Origin of the sequence: Nocardioides luti (assembly GCF_014212315.1) — a bacterium.
Taxonomy (GTDB): domain Bacteria; phylum Actinomycetota; class Actinomycetes; order Propionibacteriales; family Nocardioidaceae; genus Nocardioides; species Nocardioides luti.
In genome coordinates, this window is the sequence record NZ_JACKXE010000001.1 from 1,524,899 (window position 1) to 1,541,611 (window position 16,713).

The 16,713-nt window shown below is 74.7% G+C and carries 17 protein-coding genes; 9 read left to right on the plus strand and 8 right to left on the minus strand.

Annotated elements, in window-relative coordinates:
* Positions 1-7: 7 nt before the first annotated feature.
* The 3 genes from H5V45_RS07355 to H5V45_RS07365 form a co-directional block, all read right to left on the minus strand.
* A complete protein-coding gene (locus tag H5V45_RS07355) occupies positions 8-1,081 on the minus strand; it encodes an oxidoreductase (RefSeq protein ID WP_185252328.1) in 1,074 nt (357 codons plus the stop codon).
* Between the two features lie 44 nt (positions 1,082-1,125).
* Complete coding sequence (locus tag H5V45_RS07360; protein ID WP_343061465.1) at positions 1,126-1,773, minus strand: alpha/beta hydrolase; 648 nt, start codon at positions 1,771-1,773, stop codon at positions 1,126-1,128.
* A gap of 63 nt (positions 1,774-1,836) precedes the next feature.
* Positions 1,837-3,111, minus strand: a complete 1,275-nt coding sequence (locus H5V45_RS07365) for a hypothetical protein (protein ID WP_185252329.1) — start codon at positions 3,109-3,111, stop codon at positions 1,837-1,839.
* A gap of 295 nt (positions 3,112-3,406) precedes the next feature.
* Between H5V45_RS07365 and H5V45_RS07370 the strand changes: the two genes are divergently transcribed.
* Positions 3,407-4,105: a hypothetical protein gene (locus H5V45_RS07370; protein ID WP_185252330.1), complete on the plus strand. Its 699-nt coding sequence runs from the start codon at positions 3,407-3,409 to the stop codon at positions 4,103-4,105.
* A gap of 15 nt (positions 4,106-4,120) precedes the next feature.
* On the opposite strand, the gene H5V45_RS07375 is transcribed toward H5V45_RS07370, so the two are convergent.
* A complete protein-coding gene (locus tag H5V45_RS07375) occupies positions 4,121-5,545 on the minus strand; it encodes a glycoside hydrolase (protein WP_185252331.1) in 1,425 nt (474 codons plus the stop codon).
* Between the two features lie 250 nt (positions 5,546-5,795).
* On the opposite strand from H5V45_RS07375, the gene H5V45_RS07380 reads away from it, so the two are divergent.
* The 5 genes from H5V45_RS07380 (at position 5,796) to H5V45_RS07400 (ending at position 8,554) form a co-directional block, all read left to right on the plus strand.
* Positions 5,796-6,113, plus strand: a complete 318-nt coding sequence (locus H5V45_RS07380) for a hypothetical protein (protein WP_185252332.1) — start codon at positions 5,796-5,798, stop codon at positions 6,111-6,113.
* Positions 6,114-6,223: 110 nt separating this feature from the next.
* A complete protein-coding gene (locus tag H5V45_RS07385) occupies positions 6,224-6,553 on the plus strand; it encodes a WXG100 family type VII secretion target (RefSeq protein ID WP_185252333.1) in 330 nt (109 codons plus the stop codon).
* On the plus strand, positions 6,550-6,861 hold the full coding sequence (locus H5V45_RS07390) for a WXG100 family type VII secretion target (protein ID WP_221633947.1): 312 nt from the start codon (positions 6,550-6,552) through the stop codon (positions 6,859-6,861). The genes H5V45_RS07385 and H5V45_RS07390 overlap by 4 nt, the downstream gene beginning before the upstream one ends.
* Complete coding sequence (locus tag H5V45_RS07395; protein WP_185252334.1) at positions 6,858-8,240, plus strand: RNase A-like domain-containing protein; 1,383 nt, start codon at positions 6,858-6,860, stop codon at positions 8,238-8,240. The genes H5V45_RS07390 and H5V45_RS07395 overlap by 4 nt, the downstream gene beginning before the upstream one ends.
* An 11-nt stretch (positions 8,241-8,251) precedes the next feature.
* Positions 8,252-8,554 carry a contact-dependent growth inhibition system immunity protein gene (locus H5V45_RS07400; RefSeq protein WP_185252335.1) on the plus strand — a complete coding sequence of 101 codons (303 nt, stop codon included), beginning with the start codon at positions 8,252-8,254 and terminating at the stop codon, positions 8,552-8,554.
* Between the two features lie 319 nt (positions 8,555-8,873).
* Here the strand turns inward: H5V45_RS07400 and H5V45_RS07405 are convergent, their stop codons facing one another.
* Complete coding sequence (locus tag H5V45_RS07405; protein WP_185252336.1) at positions 8,874-9,080, minus strand: hypothetical protein; 207 nt, start codon at positions 9,078-9,080, stop codon at positions 8,874-8,876.
* 48 nt (positions 9,081-9,128) lie between these two features.
* On the opposite strand from H5V45_RS07405, the gene H5V45_RS07410 reads away from it, so the two are divergent.
* Complete coding sequence (locus H5V45_RS07410; protein WP_185252337.1) at positions 9,129-9,752, plus strand: hypothetical protein; 624 nt, start codon at positions 9,129-9,131, stop codon at positions 9,750-9,752.
* Between the two features lie 29 nt (positions 9,753-9,781).
* On the opposite strand, the gene H5V45_RS07415 is transcribed toward H5V45_RS07410, so the two are convergent.
* A complete protein-coding gene (locus tag H5V45_RS07415; protein ID WP_185252338.1) occupies positions 9,782-10,231 on the minus strand; it encodes a hypothetical protein in 450 nt (149 codons plus the stop codon).
* A 65-nt stretch (positions 10,232-10,296) separates the two neighbouring features.
* Between H5V45_RS07415 and H5V45_RS07420 the strand changes: the two genes are divergently transcribed.
* Together H5V45_RS07420 and H5V45_RS07425 are read left to right on the plus strand one after the other, a co-directional pair.
* Positions 10,297-11,370, plus strand: coding sequence for a phosphatase PAP2 family protein (locus H5V45_RS07420; RefSeq protein WP_185252339.1), 1,074 nt, complete (start codon positions 10,297-10,299; stop codon positions 11,368-11,370).
* Positions 11,367-13,124 (plus strand): MFS transporter, encoded by a 1,758-nt coding sequence (locus tag H5V45_RS07425; RefSeq protein ID WP_221633948.1) that lies wholly within the window; start codon positions 11,367-11,369, stop codon positions 13,122-13,124. Before H5V45_RS07420 ends, H5V45_RS07425 begins: the two co-directional genes overlap by 4 nt.
* 11 nt (positions 13,125-13,135) lie before the next feature.
* Here the strand turns inward: H5V45_RS07425 and rlmC are convergent, their stop codons facing one another.
* Together rlmC and H5V45_RS07435 are read right to left on the minus strand one after the other, a co-directional pair.
* Complete coding sequence (gene rlmC, locus H5V45_RS07430) at positions 13,136-14,299, minus strand: 23S rRNA (uracil(747)-C(5))-methyltransferase RlmC (RefSeq protein ID WP_185252340.1); 1,164 nt, start codon at positions 14,297-14,299, stop codon at positions 13,136-13,138.
* A gap of 29 nt (positions 14,300-14,328) precedes the next feature.
* Complete coding sequence (locus H5V45_RS07435) at positions 14,329-16,680, minus strand: peptidase (RefSeq protein ID WP_185252341.1); 2,352 nt, start codon at positions 16,678-16,680, stop codon at positions 14,329-14,331.
* Between the last annotated feature and the right edge of the window lie 33 nt (positions 16,681-16,713).

Here is a 16,713-nt window from a genome sequence, read left to right on the forward strand (position 1 = left end):
CCGGCCGTCAGTCCAGGGCGGCGCGGAGGTACTGCTGCGGCCACTCGACGCCGGCGCCGACCTCGACGCCCAGCTCGTGCGCGGCGCGCAGCGCCCAGTGCGGGTCCCGGAGCATGGCGCGGGCCAGCAGCACGACGTCCGCGTGGCCGCCCGCGACGACCTCCTCGGCCTGCTTGGCCTCGGTAATCAGGCCGACGGCCCCGCTGGGGACCCCGGCCTCCTCGCGGACCCGGCGGGCGAACGGCACCTGGTAGCCCGGCTCGACCGGGATCTCGGCGGGTGCGTTGCCGCCCGTGCTGACGTCGACCAGGTCGACGCCCTCGTCGCGGAGCAGCCCGGCCAGGCGCACGGACTCGTCGGCGGTCCAGCCGCCCTCGAGCCAGTCGGTGGCGGAGATGCGGACGACGAGCGGGACGCCCTCGGGGACCCGGTGCCGGACCTCGCGCACCACCTCGAGGGTGAGCCGGACCCGGTTGTCGAAGGAGCCGCCGTACTCGTCGGTGCGCTCGTTCGACAGCGGCGAAAGGAACTCGTGGAGCAGGTAACCGTGGGCGGCGTGGATCTCGAGGACGTCGAAGCCGGCGGCCAGCGAGCGCTCGGCGGCGTCGCCGAAGGCGGTCACGACGCGGGCGATGCCGGCGGCGTCGAGCGGCTCGGGGTCGCGCAGGCCGGGGAACGGCGTGGCGCTCGGGCCGACGGGCGTCCACCCGCCCTCGTCGTCGGCGGCCGGGCCGCGACCGGTCCACGGCGCCTGGGCGGAGGCCTTGCGGCCGGCGTGCGCGAGCTGGATGCCGGCGGTGGCGCCCTGCGTGTGCAGGAAGTCGACGATGCGGGACCAGACCTGCTGCTGCAGCTCGTTCCAGATCCCCGTGTCGGCCGGTGAGATCCGGCCCTCGGGGACCACCGCGGTGGCCTCGGTGATCACCAGGCCCGCGCCGCCGCGGGCGAACGAGCCGAGGTGGACGAGGTGCCAGTCGTGCGGGACGCCGTCGACGGCGGAGTACTGGCACATCGGGGCCACCCACACCCGGTTGCGGACGGTGACGTCGCGCAGGGTGATGGGGGTGAAGAGCTGGCTCACGGGGGGAACTCCTGGGTCGGCGGGACTGCGGCGTACGACGGGGCTCAACGCCCCGGGTCGACGGTCTGTTCCGCGGGGTCGCCGAGGAGGGTCTCGGTGACGAAGGACGCGGCGGCCCGCTCGAAGACCGCGCCGTGGCGGAGCATCGCGTGCTTGCCGCCGGGCACCTCGAGGAACCGCACGTCGGTCTGCCGGGCCAGCCGGCGCGCGAGACCCGCGGCCCGGCCGGGCTCGGCGATCCGGTCCTCGGTGCCGTGCACGATCAGCACCCGGCGGCCGCTCAGGTCGGCGACGTCGGAGGGGTAGACCCACGGGTTGAGCGCCACGACGCTGCGCACCGGGGCCGCGCCGCCGGCGAGCAGCGCGGCGCGCCCGCCCAGCGAGTGCCCGACGAGGCTGGTGGGCAGCTCGCCGAGACGGTCGCGCACCTGGTCCAGCGCCCAGGCGACGTCGGCGAGCGGGGTCCGCTCGGTGTCCCAGCCGCGCACCGAGTTGAGCAGCCGGAAGACCGCGAGCCGGCCGCGGCCGGCGCGGGCGATCCGGCCGGCGATCGGGATCATCCGCAGCACCGACAGCTGGGTGGGGCTGACCGGCGGGCTGCCCTGGCGGCTGGCGCCGCCGTGGAGCACGAGGACGGCGCCCTCGGGGCGGTCCGGGACGCGGGTCTCGATCAGGCGGGGTGCGGCACTCACACCCGCCAGTCTGGCCGAGGGGTGGTCAGCGCCCGGCCGCAGCCGGGCCCCGAGGACGCACGGTCAGCGCTGGAGCGCGCGGACCAGCACCACCGGGGACTGCCCCGCGAGGTTGCCGTGCGCCGCGGGCACGGTCACGACGAAGCGCCCGGTGTGGCCCTCGGGGACCTCGAAGGAGTAGCGACCGTCCTTGCCGACGACGGTGTGGGCGACCTCGGCGCGGCCGTGGGGCGTGACCTCCCACAGCGTCGCCCGGACGCCGGGCTGGGGCGGGTTGGTGCCGCCGGCGACCGCCAGCGGCTGGCCGGCCCCGCCGGAGACGTCGAGCGCGGCGTCGACGAGCGTGGCCACGTCGACGGTGAAGGTCGGCGAGACGCTGCCGTCGACCGACCAGGTGCCGGCGAAGCGCCAGCGGTAGACGGTGTGCGTGGTCGGCTCCACCGTCACGGTCGGGTCGCCGCCGTCGACGGGGGCGGTCGCGCCCTCGACCGGGCTGAACCCCGAGGCGCCGTACGGCTGGGACTCGAGCACGAGCAGGCCGTGCGGGAGCGCGGCGCCGCGCTCGTCGCGCAGGGTGCCGCGGAGGGTGACGCCGTCGCCGGGGGCGACCCGCGAGCGGGAGCCGCCGATGGCGGTGCGGCTGGTGTAGCCCTCGAGGTCGTAGGTCGTGACGTTGCCGGGGGTGCCTACGCGCAGCGCGTCGACCTTGAAGGGGTTGCCGTCGCAGCCGAAGCCGACGGTCCAGAAGCCCGGGCCGTCGCCGCCGTGCGCGGCGACGAAGCTGTCGACGGTGGCGGGCGCCTCGGCGGTTGCAGCGTCCGCGGCGGCGTCGGCGAGCGGGGCGGGTCGCTGGGCGGCGAGGTCGTACTGCGTCCAGGTGTAGGTCAGCCCGGTCGCGTCGACCTGCTGCCACCCCCCGGCCGCGGCGGTGAGGTCGGCGCGGCCGACCCAGACGAGGTTGGTGCCGTAGTCCGCGGGCGACTGGTAGCCGGCGTACGCGACCCCGGTCGTGCCCTGCGGCGCCTGGACGGACATCCCCGCGACGGTGGTGCCGGTCATCGAGGCGACCGCGTGCTGCGCGCCGACGGCGTTGCCACCGGCGAGGTCGTACTTCAGCGCGCGGCTGCCGAGGGGGACGTCGGCGGCCTTGGAGAGGTACGTCGAGATCGGCTCGGCGACGCGGTCGAAGAGGCCGGGGCAGCCGGTGATCGCGAGCGAGGTGAGCCCGCCCGAGAAGTCGAGGCCGCGGACGACGACGGTGCTGTCGGCGTGTGCCGGGGCAGCCTGCACGGCCACCGCCGTGACCGCTGCGGCCACCATCAGTCCTGCGCGGCGCATTGCGCCCTCCCCGTACCTGGTCGTGCTCCCTCGTGGTGGGCTCAGCGTACGCGTGATGGGAAGGCTGTGGTCCAGCAGTTGTCCAGAAAATCGGTGCACTTTGCGGGACGGGAGCGTGAACGGGGAGCGACGCGGGTCGTCAGGAGGCACCCGGGGCTCCGCGGCCTTCGCGGGACCCCCGGTTGTGCCCGATCGTGTGGGGTTCGCCCCGAGGGCCTACATTGGGGGGTACGGATCGGGGATCTGAGGTCGCGCGACCACGCTCGACTCGTCCCACGGCCGGGAACGGATGGGCGTGACTGAGGTCCGAACGAGCTACTGGCGCACCACGGACGACGAGGACGCCGCGAGCTCCGCGATCTCCGACGGCGCCCCGACCGACGACTCCGACGGTGACGACACCGTCACCCCCGGCACCGACGCCGCGGCGGCCCCCGAGGCCGACGCCGAGCCGGAGCCCGAGGTCACCAAGGAAGAGGCCGAGGCCGCCTGGGCCCCCGAGGCCCGCCGGATCCTGACCCGCGTGGCCGGCGCCTACCAGTCGCTCATCGAGTACGCCGAGCTGGCCGCCGAGATCCAGGAGTCGTCCGGGATCCACACCCGTCGCCAGGTCCGCAGCTGGATCGTCCCCGTCCTCGACGAGGTCGCCCGGCTCAACCACGAGCACGGCGAGCCGATGATGACGTCGTTGGTCGTGCACAAGGCCGACGGCACCGTCGGCACCAGCTACGACCTGGCCCTGAGCCTGGCCGGCATCGACCCCATCGAGGACCCGCTGGCGCGCGAGAAGCACGCCTCGCAGTCGCGCCTCGACTGCTACCAGTGGGCCGACGCCAACGTCCCCTCCGGCGGCGGTCGCCCCGAGATGTCCCCGCGTTTCCAGCAGATCCAGGCGCGCCAGCGCAAGGAGCGCCGCGACGCCGAGCAGCCGAACATCTGCCCGCACTGCTTCATGGCGATCCCGCCGACCGGCCGCTGCGACAACTGCGGCTGACCGCTCGACCCGGGCTCAGCCCGTGCGGTAGGTGAACAGCTCGCCGGCGCCCACGACGTACGACGCGTCGAGGCTGCCCGGCACCTGCACCGTCACCGTGCGCGCTCCCCCGCTCCCGTTCCACCCGAAGACCCCGACGGTTCCGTCGGGGTCTTCGAACGCCGCCACCCGCAGCCCCGGCGTCGCCGAGGACGCCACGACATGGCTCCCCGGGCCGGCCGCGCGGGACAGGTGGGCGAGCGTGAAGAGCTCCGGCTCCGCGGTCGTCGTGCCGTCGGCGTGCACGGTCAGCAGGCCACGGCAGGTCTTGCAGCCCCAGCGCGACCCGGCGTCGACGGGACCGTGCGCCTCGTCGAGGACGAGGTTCCACATCATCAGCCCGGCCGAGCCGGCCGCGACCGCGTCGGTGACGAGGTTGCGCGCGTCCCAGCCGAAGGTCCCGGCCCAGTCGCCGGTCGTGCCGGTGCACTCGGTCACGATGCTCGGCACCGCGAGCCCAGCCATCTGGGCGGGCGTGCCGCGGTAGCAGTGGTACGCCGCCGCGTCGAAGGCCCCCGGAGCCGCCGCGAGCGCGGCGTCGACGCGGTCCCGGTCGGCCCAGTTGTGGTCGACCGCCCACAGCCGGGTGCCGAGGTCGTGCAGCCGGTCGGCAGCGCTGCCGCCCACCCGGGCCAGCTGCGCGTCGGTCATCTTCATCGTCGGGTAGTCCGAGCTGTGGCCGGGCTCGTTGCCCAGGCTGGTCGCCCACAGCGGCACTCCGTGGTCGCGCAGCCAGCGGGCCTGGCCCACCAGGAGGTCGGCGTACGTCTCCTCCGCGCCGGGCAGGAGGCCGCCGCCGCGCAGGCTCCCGGTGGTCTTGAGCTGCGCGGGCGCCGACCACGCGGCGCCGACGACCCGGACCCGGGGCTGGACGCGGGCGACCGCGGTGCGCACGTAGCGGGCGAGCGCCCGCCCCTGCCGGGTCGGCCGGGCGCGCGAGCCGTCCCACGACCAGCTCCACGTCGTCGGCGAGAAGTCGGTCGCCGACAGCGGCAGCCGCAGCAGGTCGAGGTGCGCGCCGAGGGGTGCGCGCGGACCGAAGAGCCGGCGCAGGCGGCCGGGGTGGTGGCGCAGCAGCGCCAACGAGGCGTCGGTGAGCGCGGCGCCGGTCCCCCACCACTGCTGGCGGTCCTGGGTCGGGTCGACGATGACGACGGCGGTGGGTGCGGCAGGGCTGGGGGCGGGTGTCGGGTCCGGGTCGAGCTCGAGGAGGCGCCGTGCCGGGTCGGTCGGCGAGGAGACCCAGAACCGCGGGGCCGGCTGCGGGACGGCCTGCGGGGCCGGGTCGGCGAGCACCGCGGCGGCGGGGTGGGCTGCCGCCCCGAGCAGGGTCACGAGCACGGTGGCGAGCAGGCCGGCGAGGCGCCGTACGACGGCTCGGGGCAGGGGGTGGGGGCGCACGACGTCCGTTCCGAGAGGGGGCCGCCGGGGGCGGAGCGGCCGGGGAGAAGTCCAGCACGGGTCGGCAAGCGGCGTACGCCGGATGCCCGAACCTGTCGGTCCGGAGCCGGTCTGGACCATCCGAACGGGTGAGGTGCCGGAACGGGCGAGTCCCTGCGGCGGGCCACCCCACCGGTCTAGCGTGGCGGCATCGACCGGGGGGTCGAGTTGTCTCTGGGGGAGCAATTCCATGTTGGTTGAAGATCGTCCTGTGCCCGCGCCCGGCCTCGAGCACGACTGTGCGTCGTTCGGCCCCGGTCACCAGCTGCACTGGCAGCACTGGAAGAAGGCCACGGCCGCGACGCTGGTCCCGGTCTCGGAGGTGGACGTCGACGGCACGCTCGTCGAGGTGCACGTCGCGGGCCGCCAGCCGTTCCACTGGCTGCACCACGACCCGGCCCGGCTGCGCGACGCGCTCGCGAAGGCCGAGATGCCGATCCTCGCGAGCCCGCAGTGGCAGGCGCTGCGGGTGGACGGGTACTGGTTCAACTGCGCGCCGAACGACCGCTCCTTCGGCGACTGCCGCTAGCTCCTCGCGCCGCGGAAGTTATCCACAGATCGCTCCGCGGCCCGCTCGCCGCCCCGGTTCCGGGGCAGGCTCCCGGGTGAACGACGTCCTCGCTCACCTCGGGAGAGACCATGACGATCACCGTCGACCACCCGGCGTTCCGCGCCGCGCTCGCCGACCTCGCCCGCGCCACCGAACGCCTCGACCGGTCCCGCACCCGCGCCGGCGCTGAGGTCCGCGGCCTGCTCGACGGTGGGTGGGTCGGCCCGGCGGCCGACGCCTTCGCCGCCGGCTGGGCGGAGTGGTCCGACGGCGCCGCCGCCGTCTCCGCCGGCCTCGCCGCCCTGCGCGACCTGCTCGACGCGGTGCACCGCGACCTCGTCGCCGCCGACGCCGCCTCGCAGGCGGCCCTCGACCGGATGGCGGCAGGTGTCGCCGCAGCCTGCGGGGCCCTGCGGTGAGCGCCGGGGCCGGGCTGCCGTTCGTGGCCGACCTCGACGATCTCGAGCGGGTCGTCGCCGAGCTGGCCTCGTGCGGGACCGACCTCGGCGCGCTGCTCGACGAGGTCGACGCCGGGGTCGCGGCGCTGCACCTGACCTGGTCGGGCGCGGCGGCCGACGCCCACCGGGCGGCTCAGGCGACGTGGCGGGCCGGCTTCCGCGAGATGCGCGAGGCCCTCGACCTCCTCCGCTGCGTGGGGCAGGTCGCCCACGACAACTACGACGCGGCCGCCCGCGCCAACGTGGCGATGTGGGGGCAGGTCCGGTGAGGCTCGAGATCGACGGCGGCGGCTACGAGACGGCTGCGACCGCGTTCGCGAGCGGCAACCAGCTCGCGGCGCTGGTCCACCAGCGGCTGGCCGGGGCGCTGGCCGGTCTCGGGGGGATGGCGGGCGACGACGCGACCGCGTCCGACTTCGCCACGGCGTACGACGACGGCGCCCGGGAGGCGCTCGGCGCGCTCGGCGACCTGGTCGACGCCTTCGCGGGCCTCGGGCGGCTGACCGAGGCCGCGCTCGCCCAGCACCGGCGCGCGGACGCGCGGTCGGTGGTCAACGGGGCGGTGGTGTACGACGGCGGCTGGCTGCCGGACACCGGCTACGTCGCCGTCCTGCCCGCCTCGCCGCCGTCCTCGCTGGGCGGCAACGCCTTCGAGCTCCCAGGCAAGGTCGAGTGGATCCTCGACCACGTCGGCGGGTTCGTCTGGCCCGACGCCGACGTCGACCGGGTCCGCTCCGCCGCCGCAGCGTGGTCGGCCGCCGCCGACGGCCTCGAGGACCTCGTCACCTGCTGCGACTCCGCCACCCGCGGCTTCTGGCACGAGCGCTCCCCCGAGATCCCGATCGCCCTCGACGCCACCGCCGACCTCCGCACCACCACCACCGACGTCGCGACCCGTCTCGCCACCCTGGCTGCCCACTGCACGGCGTACGCCGACGACGTCGAGGAGCACCGACGTCAGGTCCTCGACCTCGCCGAGTGGCTGCTCGAGCAGGTGGTCGAGGGCATCCTGATCAGCGTCGGCATCGGCCTGATCACCGGCGGCGCCGGCGCCGGGGCCGCCGGCAGCGCCGTCGTCGCCCGCGTCGTCGCCGAGAGCCGCCGCTTCGAGGAGATCCTCCTCGCCCTCCGCTCCCTCACCTCCGCCCTCGCCTCCACCACCCGCGGCACCCGCGACCTGCTGCGGGCGTCACGGGCGCGGCTCGTGAAGTTCCGCGAGGCCACGGTCACACGCGGGCTCCTCCGTGACGAGCGGGGGTCGATCGACCTCGGTGCGTGGCAGTCGAAGTGGCTGCGTGCCCATGAGCACTCCGGGAGCCACACGATCGCGCGGCACACGGGGCTGACGAGAGCCCAGCTGCGACACCGCCTGGAGACGACCACTCACTCCCAGGTGTCCACCTTCCGCAACGAGCGGCAAGCAGAGAAGGCGATCCGGGAGGGGCTCACCGCCCACCCCGAGCGGATCCGGGCCTGGATCGAGGGCGACTCAGGACGTCTGCGGCTCGATGCGTCGCTGAGATCGAGTACCGGCATCTCCATGACCAGGAACGGAGTCGTCGACGTGCGTGGCGTCCGCATCATCCTTGTGCGCGATCCCTCGATGCCCGACGGTTATCGCATCCTGACCGCGTTCCCACAGGCTTGACGGAGGTTGAAGTGAGTGAGTCAGAGACACCGGCCGCCTGGCACCTCATGGGCGCCTACCTCAACCAGGACTGGTCGGACGACTTCGAGGACGAGTGGGCAGCTGTGGACGCCTTCGTCGCCGAGAGTCCCAGCATTGCACCGCTCCTGCCGGCTGAGATCGACTCGGTGCTGGCGTCCGTGACCAGCGAGGGTGGGCTGGAAGCCTGGATCACTGAACAGGGTGCCTCCTACCGACCAGTCCCGGGCGCGACGTACCGGGCGTTCCTCGAGACCGTGTCCGAGCGCGTGCGGCGCGCGACGCTCCACGGGTGACGAGCGCACCCTCGCGCACGCCGGTGACCTGGCCACCGAAACTGACGCCTGAACCGTGGCTGGGTCACCGCCGCACCAACCAACCGCACCCCAGCGGTGAGCTGGCCACCGAAACGACCCGGCAAACGGTGGCTGAGTCACCGCCGGGGTGGCCAGCCACCGCCAGCGGTGCGTCATCAACCCCAGCGTCAGCCCCGGAGGTTGACAGGTCACCGCCGCAGAAGTGAGCCCGCACCCAGCGGTGCGTCATCAACCCCAGCGTCAGCCCCGGAGGTTGACAGGTCACCGCCGCAGCGGCGAGCCCGCAGCCAGCCCGGACTCAGTCCGACTCCGACGACTCCGCCTCCACGGCCGCAGCAGCGGTTGACCCACCCGCGGACCGGCCGGACTCGAGCCGCTCGTGGAGACGCTCGCGGACCTGTTCCGGCGTGAGCTGCGCGCGTTGGCGCTGGTCCCGGGCGATGATGACTCCGGTGGCGGCCACCCCGGCCAGCCCCGCGACACCCAGCACTCTCCACAGCTTCACGAGGACTCCCCTCCATGCGACGTTCGACGACGACCCCCGGGACCGGCGGTGCCTGAGCACCGGCCGGACAGCCGGCTGTCCCTCGACCAGGCGGTCGACCTGACCCGGACCGGCGACCTGTGGTTGTTCCGTGGCCGCTCGGCCGCGGACCACGCTATCCGCATGGTGACCAACGCACCGGTCAACCACGTCGGCATGGCGGTCGTCCTCGACGACATGCCGCCGCTGATGTGGCACGCCGAGCTCGGCAAGGGGCTGCCGTGCGTGTGGAGCGGGAGCAACCACCGCGGCGTCCAGCTGCACGACCTGCGCGCGGCGGTCGAGCAGTGGACCGGCCGCTACGAGCAGCGGGCCTGGCTCCGGCAGCTGGACCTCACGGTCACGCCGGAGATGGACGACGCGGTGCTCCGCACGATCGCCCGCCTCGACGGGACACCGTTCCCGGCGACGGCGAAGCTGGTGGGGCGCTGGGCGCGGGGGCGGGTACGCCGGGCGGCGTCCGCCGAGATGACCTACTGCGCCGAGGTCGTGGCCGCGACGTACGCCGCCATGGGGCTGCTCAGCGACGAGCTGCCCACCAACTACTTCGACCCCGGCATGTTCTGGTCCGGCGACGACCTGCGCCTCGAGCGGGGCGCGCGGCTCGGCGAGGAGATCCGGGTCAGCACCTAGTCACGAGGATCACGAGGAGCCACGCGAGGTCAGGCGAGCGCCCAGACCCCCGGCCGCCCCTTGGTCATCAGGCCCTCGGCCACGAGCGCCTGCCGGGCCCGGCGGGCGGCGTACTGCCAGCGCAGCTCGCCCTCGGGTGTCTTCTCGCGATCCGACGCGGTGAGCTGGTCCTCGAGCCGGACCTCCAGCTCGAGGAAGAGCGCGTCGGCGTCGAGCTCGCCGCCGGCGTCCTCCAGGGCCGCCACGATGTGCGGCTTGAGCACGTCGGGCGGGGTCCAGCGGCGCACGACCGGCGGCTTGGCCGGCGCGCCGGGCGTCCGCCCCGAGGACCGGGACGCGGACCCGGACGAGGACGTGGTCCGCGTCGACACCCGGGAGGCCCGGGGGGCGGCAGGAGCCGGGGGCGGAGGCGGGGGCGCGCCGTGCACGCAGGTCGACAGGGGCAGCTCGCACAGCTCGCAGTACTCGTCGGCAGTCATCAAGGGTCCAGCCTACCGAGCCGGGAACTCCCACGTCGGGGGGCGACCCAACTACGATGCAGCACGTGGTTGACGACGTGTTCCCGGCCTCCGGGGCCTCCGCCGTGGACGACCGCCCGGTGCGGCCTGCCCACACGCTCGTCGACCCCGAGGCACGGCCGCGCCGCCTCGCCGACCTCCGCTGGCTGCTGCCGGTCTGGGTCCTGGTCGCCGCGTTCGCGCTCGTGACGGCGTACTGGTCCCACCACGTCGGCGTCCCCCTCCGCGACCCCGAGGGCAAGATGTTCCGCGGCCGGCTCGCCAGCAGCGTGGCGTGGTTCGCCGTGCTCGCGGTCGCCGAGAGCGCCTGGCGCACGCGTCGTACGACGGGGAGCCTGCGCTCGACCGTCCGGACCTTCCGCGAGCGCTGGCCCTGGCAGCGGGTGGCGCTCGCGCTGTCCGGCCTGCTGGCCTACCACCTCGTCTACGTCTGCTACCGCAACCTGAAGAGCTGGGACGCCTTCAACACCCCGCAGGACGCCCACCTCGAGGCGTTCGAGCGCTGGATCTTCGCCGGGCACTCGCCGGCCGACCTGCTGCACGAGATCCTGGGGCAGCACTACGCGGCGTACGTCCTGGCCGAGATCTACCAGGCCTTCACCTACTTCGTGCCGTTCTCCGTCGTGGCCTGCCTGGTCTTCACCCAGCGGATCCGCCAGGGCTTCGTCTTCCTCACCGCCGGCATGTGGGTGTGGGTGCTGGGCGTGGGGTCCTACTACCTCATCCCGACGCTCGGCCCGTTCGCCTCGGCGCCCGCCGACTTCGCCGGGCTCACCCACACCGGCGTGACGTCGACGCAGGCGGAGTACCTCACCGAGCGCCTGCAGCTGCTCACCGACCGCGGCGCGCCCGACGCGTTCGCGAGCATCTCGGCCTTCGCCAGCCTGCACGTGGCCTTCACCTGCACGATCGTGCTGATGCTGCGCTACTACGGCCAGGACCGGCTGGCGCGGATCATGACCGTCTACCTCGCCGCGGTGATGGTCGCGACCGTCTACTTCGGCATGCACTTCGTCGTCGACGACATCGCCGGCGTGCTGCTCGCCCTCGCCGCCGTGCACCTGGCCCGCCTGATGATCTGGCCCCGGGGACGCACGTGACCCGACTGGCCCGGATCGCCGCGCACCCCGTGCTCGTGGCCTCCGCGGTCGCGGCCGTCCTGCACGTGCTCTGGTGGTGGCTGCTCGCCAACAGCGGCGGCGACATCGCGGCGCAGGACGCGTGGGCCGAGTTCGCGCGCGACCACCCGGGCAGCGCCTACACGTTCGCGTGGTACGGCGGGATGCACCCGGTCTCGTACAGCGTGCTGTCGCCCTACCTGATGGCGGCGCTCGGCGTCCGCACCACGATGATGGTCGCCGGCACCCTCTCCTCGGGGCTCCTGGCGCTGCTCCTGGTGCGGAGCAGGGCGATCGAGCGGCCGTTGTGGCCGGCGCTCTACGGCGCGCTGGCCTTCGCCGGCAACGCCGTGTCCGGGCGGGTCACCTTCGGCCTCGGCGCGCTCTTCGCGCTCGCCGCGGTCGCGGTCGTCTTCGCGTGGCCGAGCCGGTGGCGCACCGACCGTCGCTGGCACCGCGTCCTGCGGGGCCTGGCCGCCGCGCTGCTCGCCGCCACCGCCACCGCCGCCTCGCCGGTCGCCGGCCTCTTCCTCGGGATCGCGGCCGCCGCGCTCTGGCTGGACCGCCGCCGCCCCGCGGCGTACGCCCTCGGCGTCCCGCCCGTCCTCGTCGTCGCGCTCTCGGCCTGGCTGTTCCCCTTCTCCGGGCAGCAGCCGATGCACTTCGGCTCCGCGGTGCTGCCGTTCCTCACCGGCGTCGCGCTCTGGCTGCTCGCGCCGAAGGGATGGCGCTCGGTGCGCATCGGGGCCGCGGTGTACGCCGTCGCGGTGCTCGCCGTGTGGCTGATCCCGTCCCCCATCGGCACCAACGTGTCGCGGCTCGGCCTGACCTTCGGCGGCGTGCTCCTCGTGGCCGTCGCGACCCGGCGCCGCCGGACCCGGCCGCTGCCGGTCCGGCGCTGGGTGTCGGCCGCCCTGGCCACCGTGCTGCTGGCGGTCGCGATCACCACCTCCACCGTCTGGCAGGTCGCCACCGCCGCCCGCGACGCGATCACCACCTCCACCCCGGCCGCGTGGGCGATCGACATCAAGCCGCTGATCGCCGAGCTGGCCCGGCGCGACGCACGCTTCGGCCGCGTCGAGGTGGTGCCGAGCCGCAGCCACGCGGAGTCGTCCGCGCTGGCGCCGTACGCCAACCTGGCCCGCGGCTGGAACCGTCAGGCCGACGCCGAGCGCAACCCGCTCTTCTACGGCGACGAGCTGCTGACGCCGACGGCCTACCACGACTGGCTCCACCGCTGGGCGGTCCACTACGTGGTGCTCCCGGTGGGGGCGCCCGACGCCGCCGCCGCGCAGGAGGCGGCGCTGGTCGCGTCGGGGCTGCCCTACCTGCGCCACGTGTGGTCGAACGCCTCCTGGCGCCTGTACGAGGTGCGCGACCCGGCCCCACTCGCCGACGAGCCGGCGGTGGTCACGTCGTTCGACGCCACCGGCGTCACGCTCTACCTCCCCCGCGCCGCCGACGTCGTCGTGCGCATCCCCGACTCCCCCTGGCTGAGCCTGCTCGACGGCACCGGCAGCCCGATCGCGCCGCCGGAGGTGCAGCCGGACCTGAGCGTCGTCAACGTCGACGGCTGCCTGAGCATCGGCCCGGTCCCCGCCGTCGACGGGCAGCCCGAGGACGACTGGACGGTGCTGCACGCCCCGAAGGCCGGCACCTACCGCATCGCCGCGCCGTACAAGCTGCCCCGCGGCACCGCCTGCCCCGACGCCATGCTGGAGCCGGCGGCGCCCTGACGCCCTGACGCTCAGCCGCGGGCGAGCAGCACCAGCACCTCGTCGTGGGTGGTGTTGGGGAACATGTCGAGCACCCGGCCGCGGACCACCCGCAGCGACGGCATGGCGGCGATGTCGCGGGCGAGGCTCTGCGCGTTGCAGCTCGAGTAGACGACGTGCCGCACCCCCGACGACTCCAGCCAGCCGGCCAGCTCGGCGCCGATGCCGCGCCGCGGCGGGTTCACGACGACGAGGTCGGGCGGCGCGTCCGCGCCGAGGGCGTACGCCGTCGCGTCGGCCGCCCGGAAGTCGACCCGCCCCGCGTCCCGCGCGAGCCCCGCGTCCCCCGCGAGCCCGGCCTCGGCCGCGGAGGCCCGGGCGCTCTCGATCGCCTGCTCGCTGACCTCGACCCCGACGATGTCGCGCCCGGGGCCGGCCAGGTGCAGCGCGAAGCCACCGACTCCGCAGTACAGGTCCCACACCGACCGGGGCGCGAGCTCGTCCACCCAGGCGGCGGCCTGGCGGTAGAGCGCCGCCGCCACATCGGTGTTGGTCTGGAAGAAGCTCTGCGGGCGCAGGTGCAGCGCGACCCCGTTGACCCGCATCGTCAGCGTCCCGGCCGTCGTCAGCACGATCTCGCGCTCGCCCTCGAGGACCGCCTTGTGGTCGGGCTGCAGGTTGACCGACACGACCCGCACCGCGGGCAGGGCCTTCAGCAGCCACGGCAGGTGCTTGCGCAGCCGGGCGACCGGCTCCTGCGAGCGCAGCACCAGCCGCACCATCAGCTCGCCGTCGGGCGACTCGGTCACCAGCAGGTGCTTGAGCTCACCGCGCCGGGTCGGGACGTCGTACGGCGTCAGGCCGGCGCGCGAGACCAGCTCGGCCAGCACCGGCAGGGCCGCGTGCAGGCCGGGCGTGTGCAGCGGGCAGTCGCGCAGGTCGGTGCCGCGCCCGTCCGGGCGCAGGATGCCCAGCGTCGGCTCGTCGACCGTGCCGGCCACGACCATCTTCGCCTTGTTGCGGAAGCCCTCCTGCGGGCTGGTCACCGAGGGCAGCCACGCGACGCCACCCGGCCCGGCCAGCGGGTCCAGCAGGGCGTGCGCCTCGGCCTCCTTGCCGGCCAGCTGCGCGTCGTACGGCACCTCGAGGAGCGTGCACGAGCGGCACCGGAGGCTGTCGTAGTAGTCGCACTGCATGGGACCGCCAGATTAGTGGCGGTCCCCCGTCAGCGGCAGGGCACCCGCACGACCTGGCGACCCGACGTCACGTGCAGCACCCGGTCGCGCCCGGGCAGGTGCGCCAGCCGCACGGCCGACGGCCCGTCCGAGCGGACCACGAAGCGGCCGCAGGTCAGCCCGGCGCGCGCCAGGTCGACGGTCACCGACCGCATGTTGTCGAGCCGCAGCACCAGCTGGCGGCGGTGCGGCAGCGGCTGGCCGTGCGTCCACGACAGGTCGCTCACCGACGCCGGCAGCGGCGCGTCCACCGGCGTGGGGCCGGTCCGCGTGACGCCGTGGCGGTCGAAGCGGACCCCGAACGAGCGGGCCCGCACCCGGGCGATCGAGCCGGCGCCGTCCTGGCGGGCCTTGAAGTGCGAGAGCCAGTACGCCGTGGTTGCGCCGATCCCGAGGGCGGGACGGTTGAGGTGCGGGCGCCAGGTGAAGTTGATGCGCGGCGGGTTGCGGAGCACCCGCGGCGTGCCGAGCCCGTCGACGACCGTGTCGAAGCGGTCCTGCGTGGCCCACTCGAGGTGGTCCTCGCCGGGGTAGCGGACGAACAGGTGCCGCTGCCCGGCCCGGTCGAACCGGCCGACCTGCGCCTCGACGGAGGTGAACGGGACCAGCTGGTCCTCGGTGCCCTGCCCGATCCGGTAGGGCATCCAGCGCGCGTTGCGCACCAGCGGACCGGTGCCGCCGTCGGTGCTGCACCGCCCGGGCACCGCGCCGCTGCCGGACTGGTTGCCGTCCAGCGTCACGCCGCACTGCGGCGGCCCGGCCAGGGTGACCGCGCCGGCGTAGAGATCGGGGTGCGCGAGACCGAGCTCGTACGTCGCGAAGCCGCCCATCGAGTAGCCGGTGATCATCGTGCGTCGCGGATCGAGGCGGTAGGCCGCACCGAGCTCGCGCCACACCGACCAGTAGTCGTTCTCGGCCTCGTCGAAGTACCACCCGTCCGGGCCGAACCCGAGCGTCGTCGCGCAGATGGAGCCGCGCCGCTCGCACAGCTGCTGCAGCAGGCGCGGGTTGAGGGCGCCGTACTGGTTGTGGTTGACCGACAGCGAGTGCAGCACCCAGGTGAGCGGTGCCTTCGCGCCGGTCGCGCCGCCGCGGTAGCCCTTCGGCACGTAGACGCCGTAGGGCTGGATCCGGCCCAAGTAGTTGGGGCGGCCGTCGCCGTCCGCGCCGCCCTGGTCGTCGGTGATGCCCTGGCCGAGCCGGAGCGAGGTGACGTACCACCGGTTGCTGTAGCCGTGGCGGACCGGCTCACGTGTCGACGCCTTCGCGCGCAGCCGCGCCCAGCTGATCTTCTGGCTGAACGTCGACACGTCGCCGCCGGCGAGGGTGTCGGCCTGGTTGTCCTCCATCCAGAAGTTGCCGGTGACGAAGCGGGCCTGGCCGTCCGCGCCGATCTGGTCGAAGGGCGGGATGCTCGCGGCGCCGCTCTGGTAGGCCGCGACGAGGGCGGAGGTCATGCCGTCGGTGTGCACCGGGTCCTCCTGGCCGACGCTGCGGAAGGCCAGGTTGTAGACGTGGGCCGCGCCCACGGGCAGGGTCGCGCTGGGGTCGACGTACGGCGCCGCCATCGTCGTGCCGTCGTCGGAGGCGAGGCCGGTGCCGAGCCGGACGCGCCAGTCGCCGGAGGCGGGCAGCACGCTGCGCGGCACCTTGACGACGAAGGAGCGGGCCCGCTTGTCCACCGTCAGCCGCCCGCCGGCGGTGGTGACGTCGGTGGCCTTGCCGGTGGCCAGGTCGATCACCCGCGCACCACGCGAGGAGACCACGAGGGCGGTGTCGATGCCCGGCGAGGTGACGCCCGCGTCGGCCGGCCACTCGCTGACGCCGGTCGTCGCGTCGTCGTCGGTGTCGAAGGTCCACACCGCGATCGGGACCTTGGGGTCCACGAGGGTGTTCCAGTCGACGCGCCAGTAGGTCGCGCTCGCGTCCGCGCCCGTCGCGGCGACGAACACGTCCGCGCCGTTCTGGTGGGCCGGGCCGTCGGGGTACTGGTAGACGCCCTGGGTCGGGGCCAGCCGCGAGATGTTCGCCGCGGTGAAGCCGCCGGGGATCGCGGCGCCCTTGTCGTCGTAGACGAAGTCCGACCAGTACGACGCCCCGCCGTGCAGCACGCCGGTGCCCGAGGTGTGCGACAGCCGCTGGGCGAACGGCCAGCCGGCCGGCACGGGCAGCTTCGGCGCCGGGCGGTGCGCGGCCGCGGGGGCGTCACGCGGGACGTCCCGGGGACCTGGGGCGGCCGTGGCGGGCGCGAGCGGCAGGACCGCCGCCGCGAGGGCGGCGGAGACCGCGACGGCGGCGAGGCGGGTGGGACGGATGACGCGACGAGTGGCCGGGTGCGGCACGAGACCTCCAAGGTGTCCTGGGTGCAACGGCCG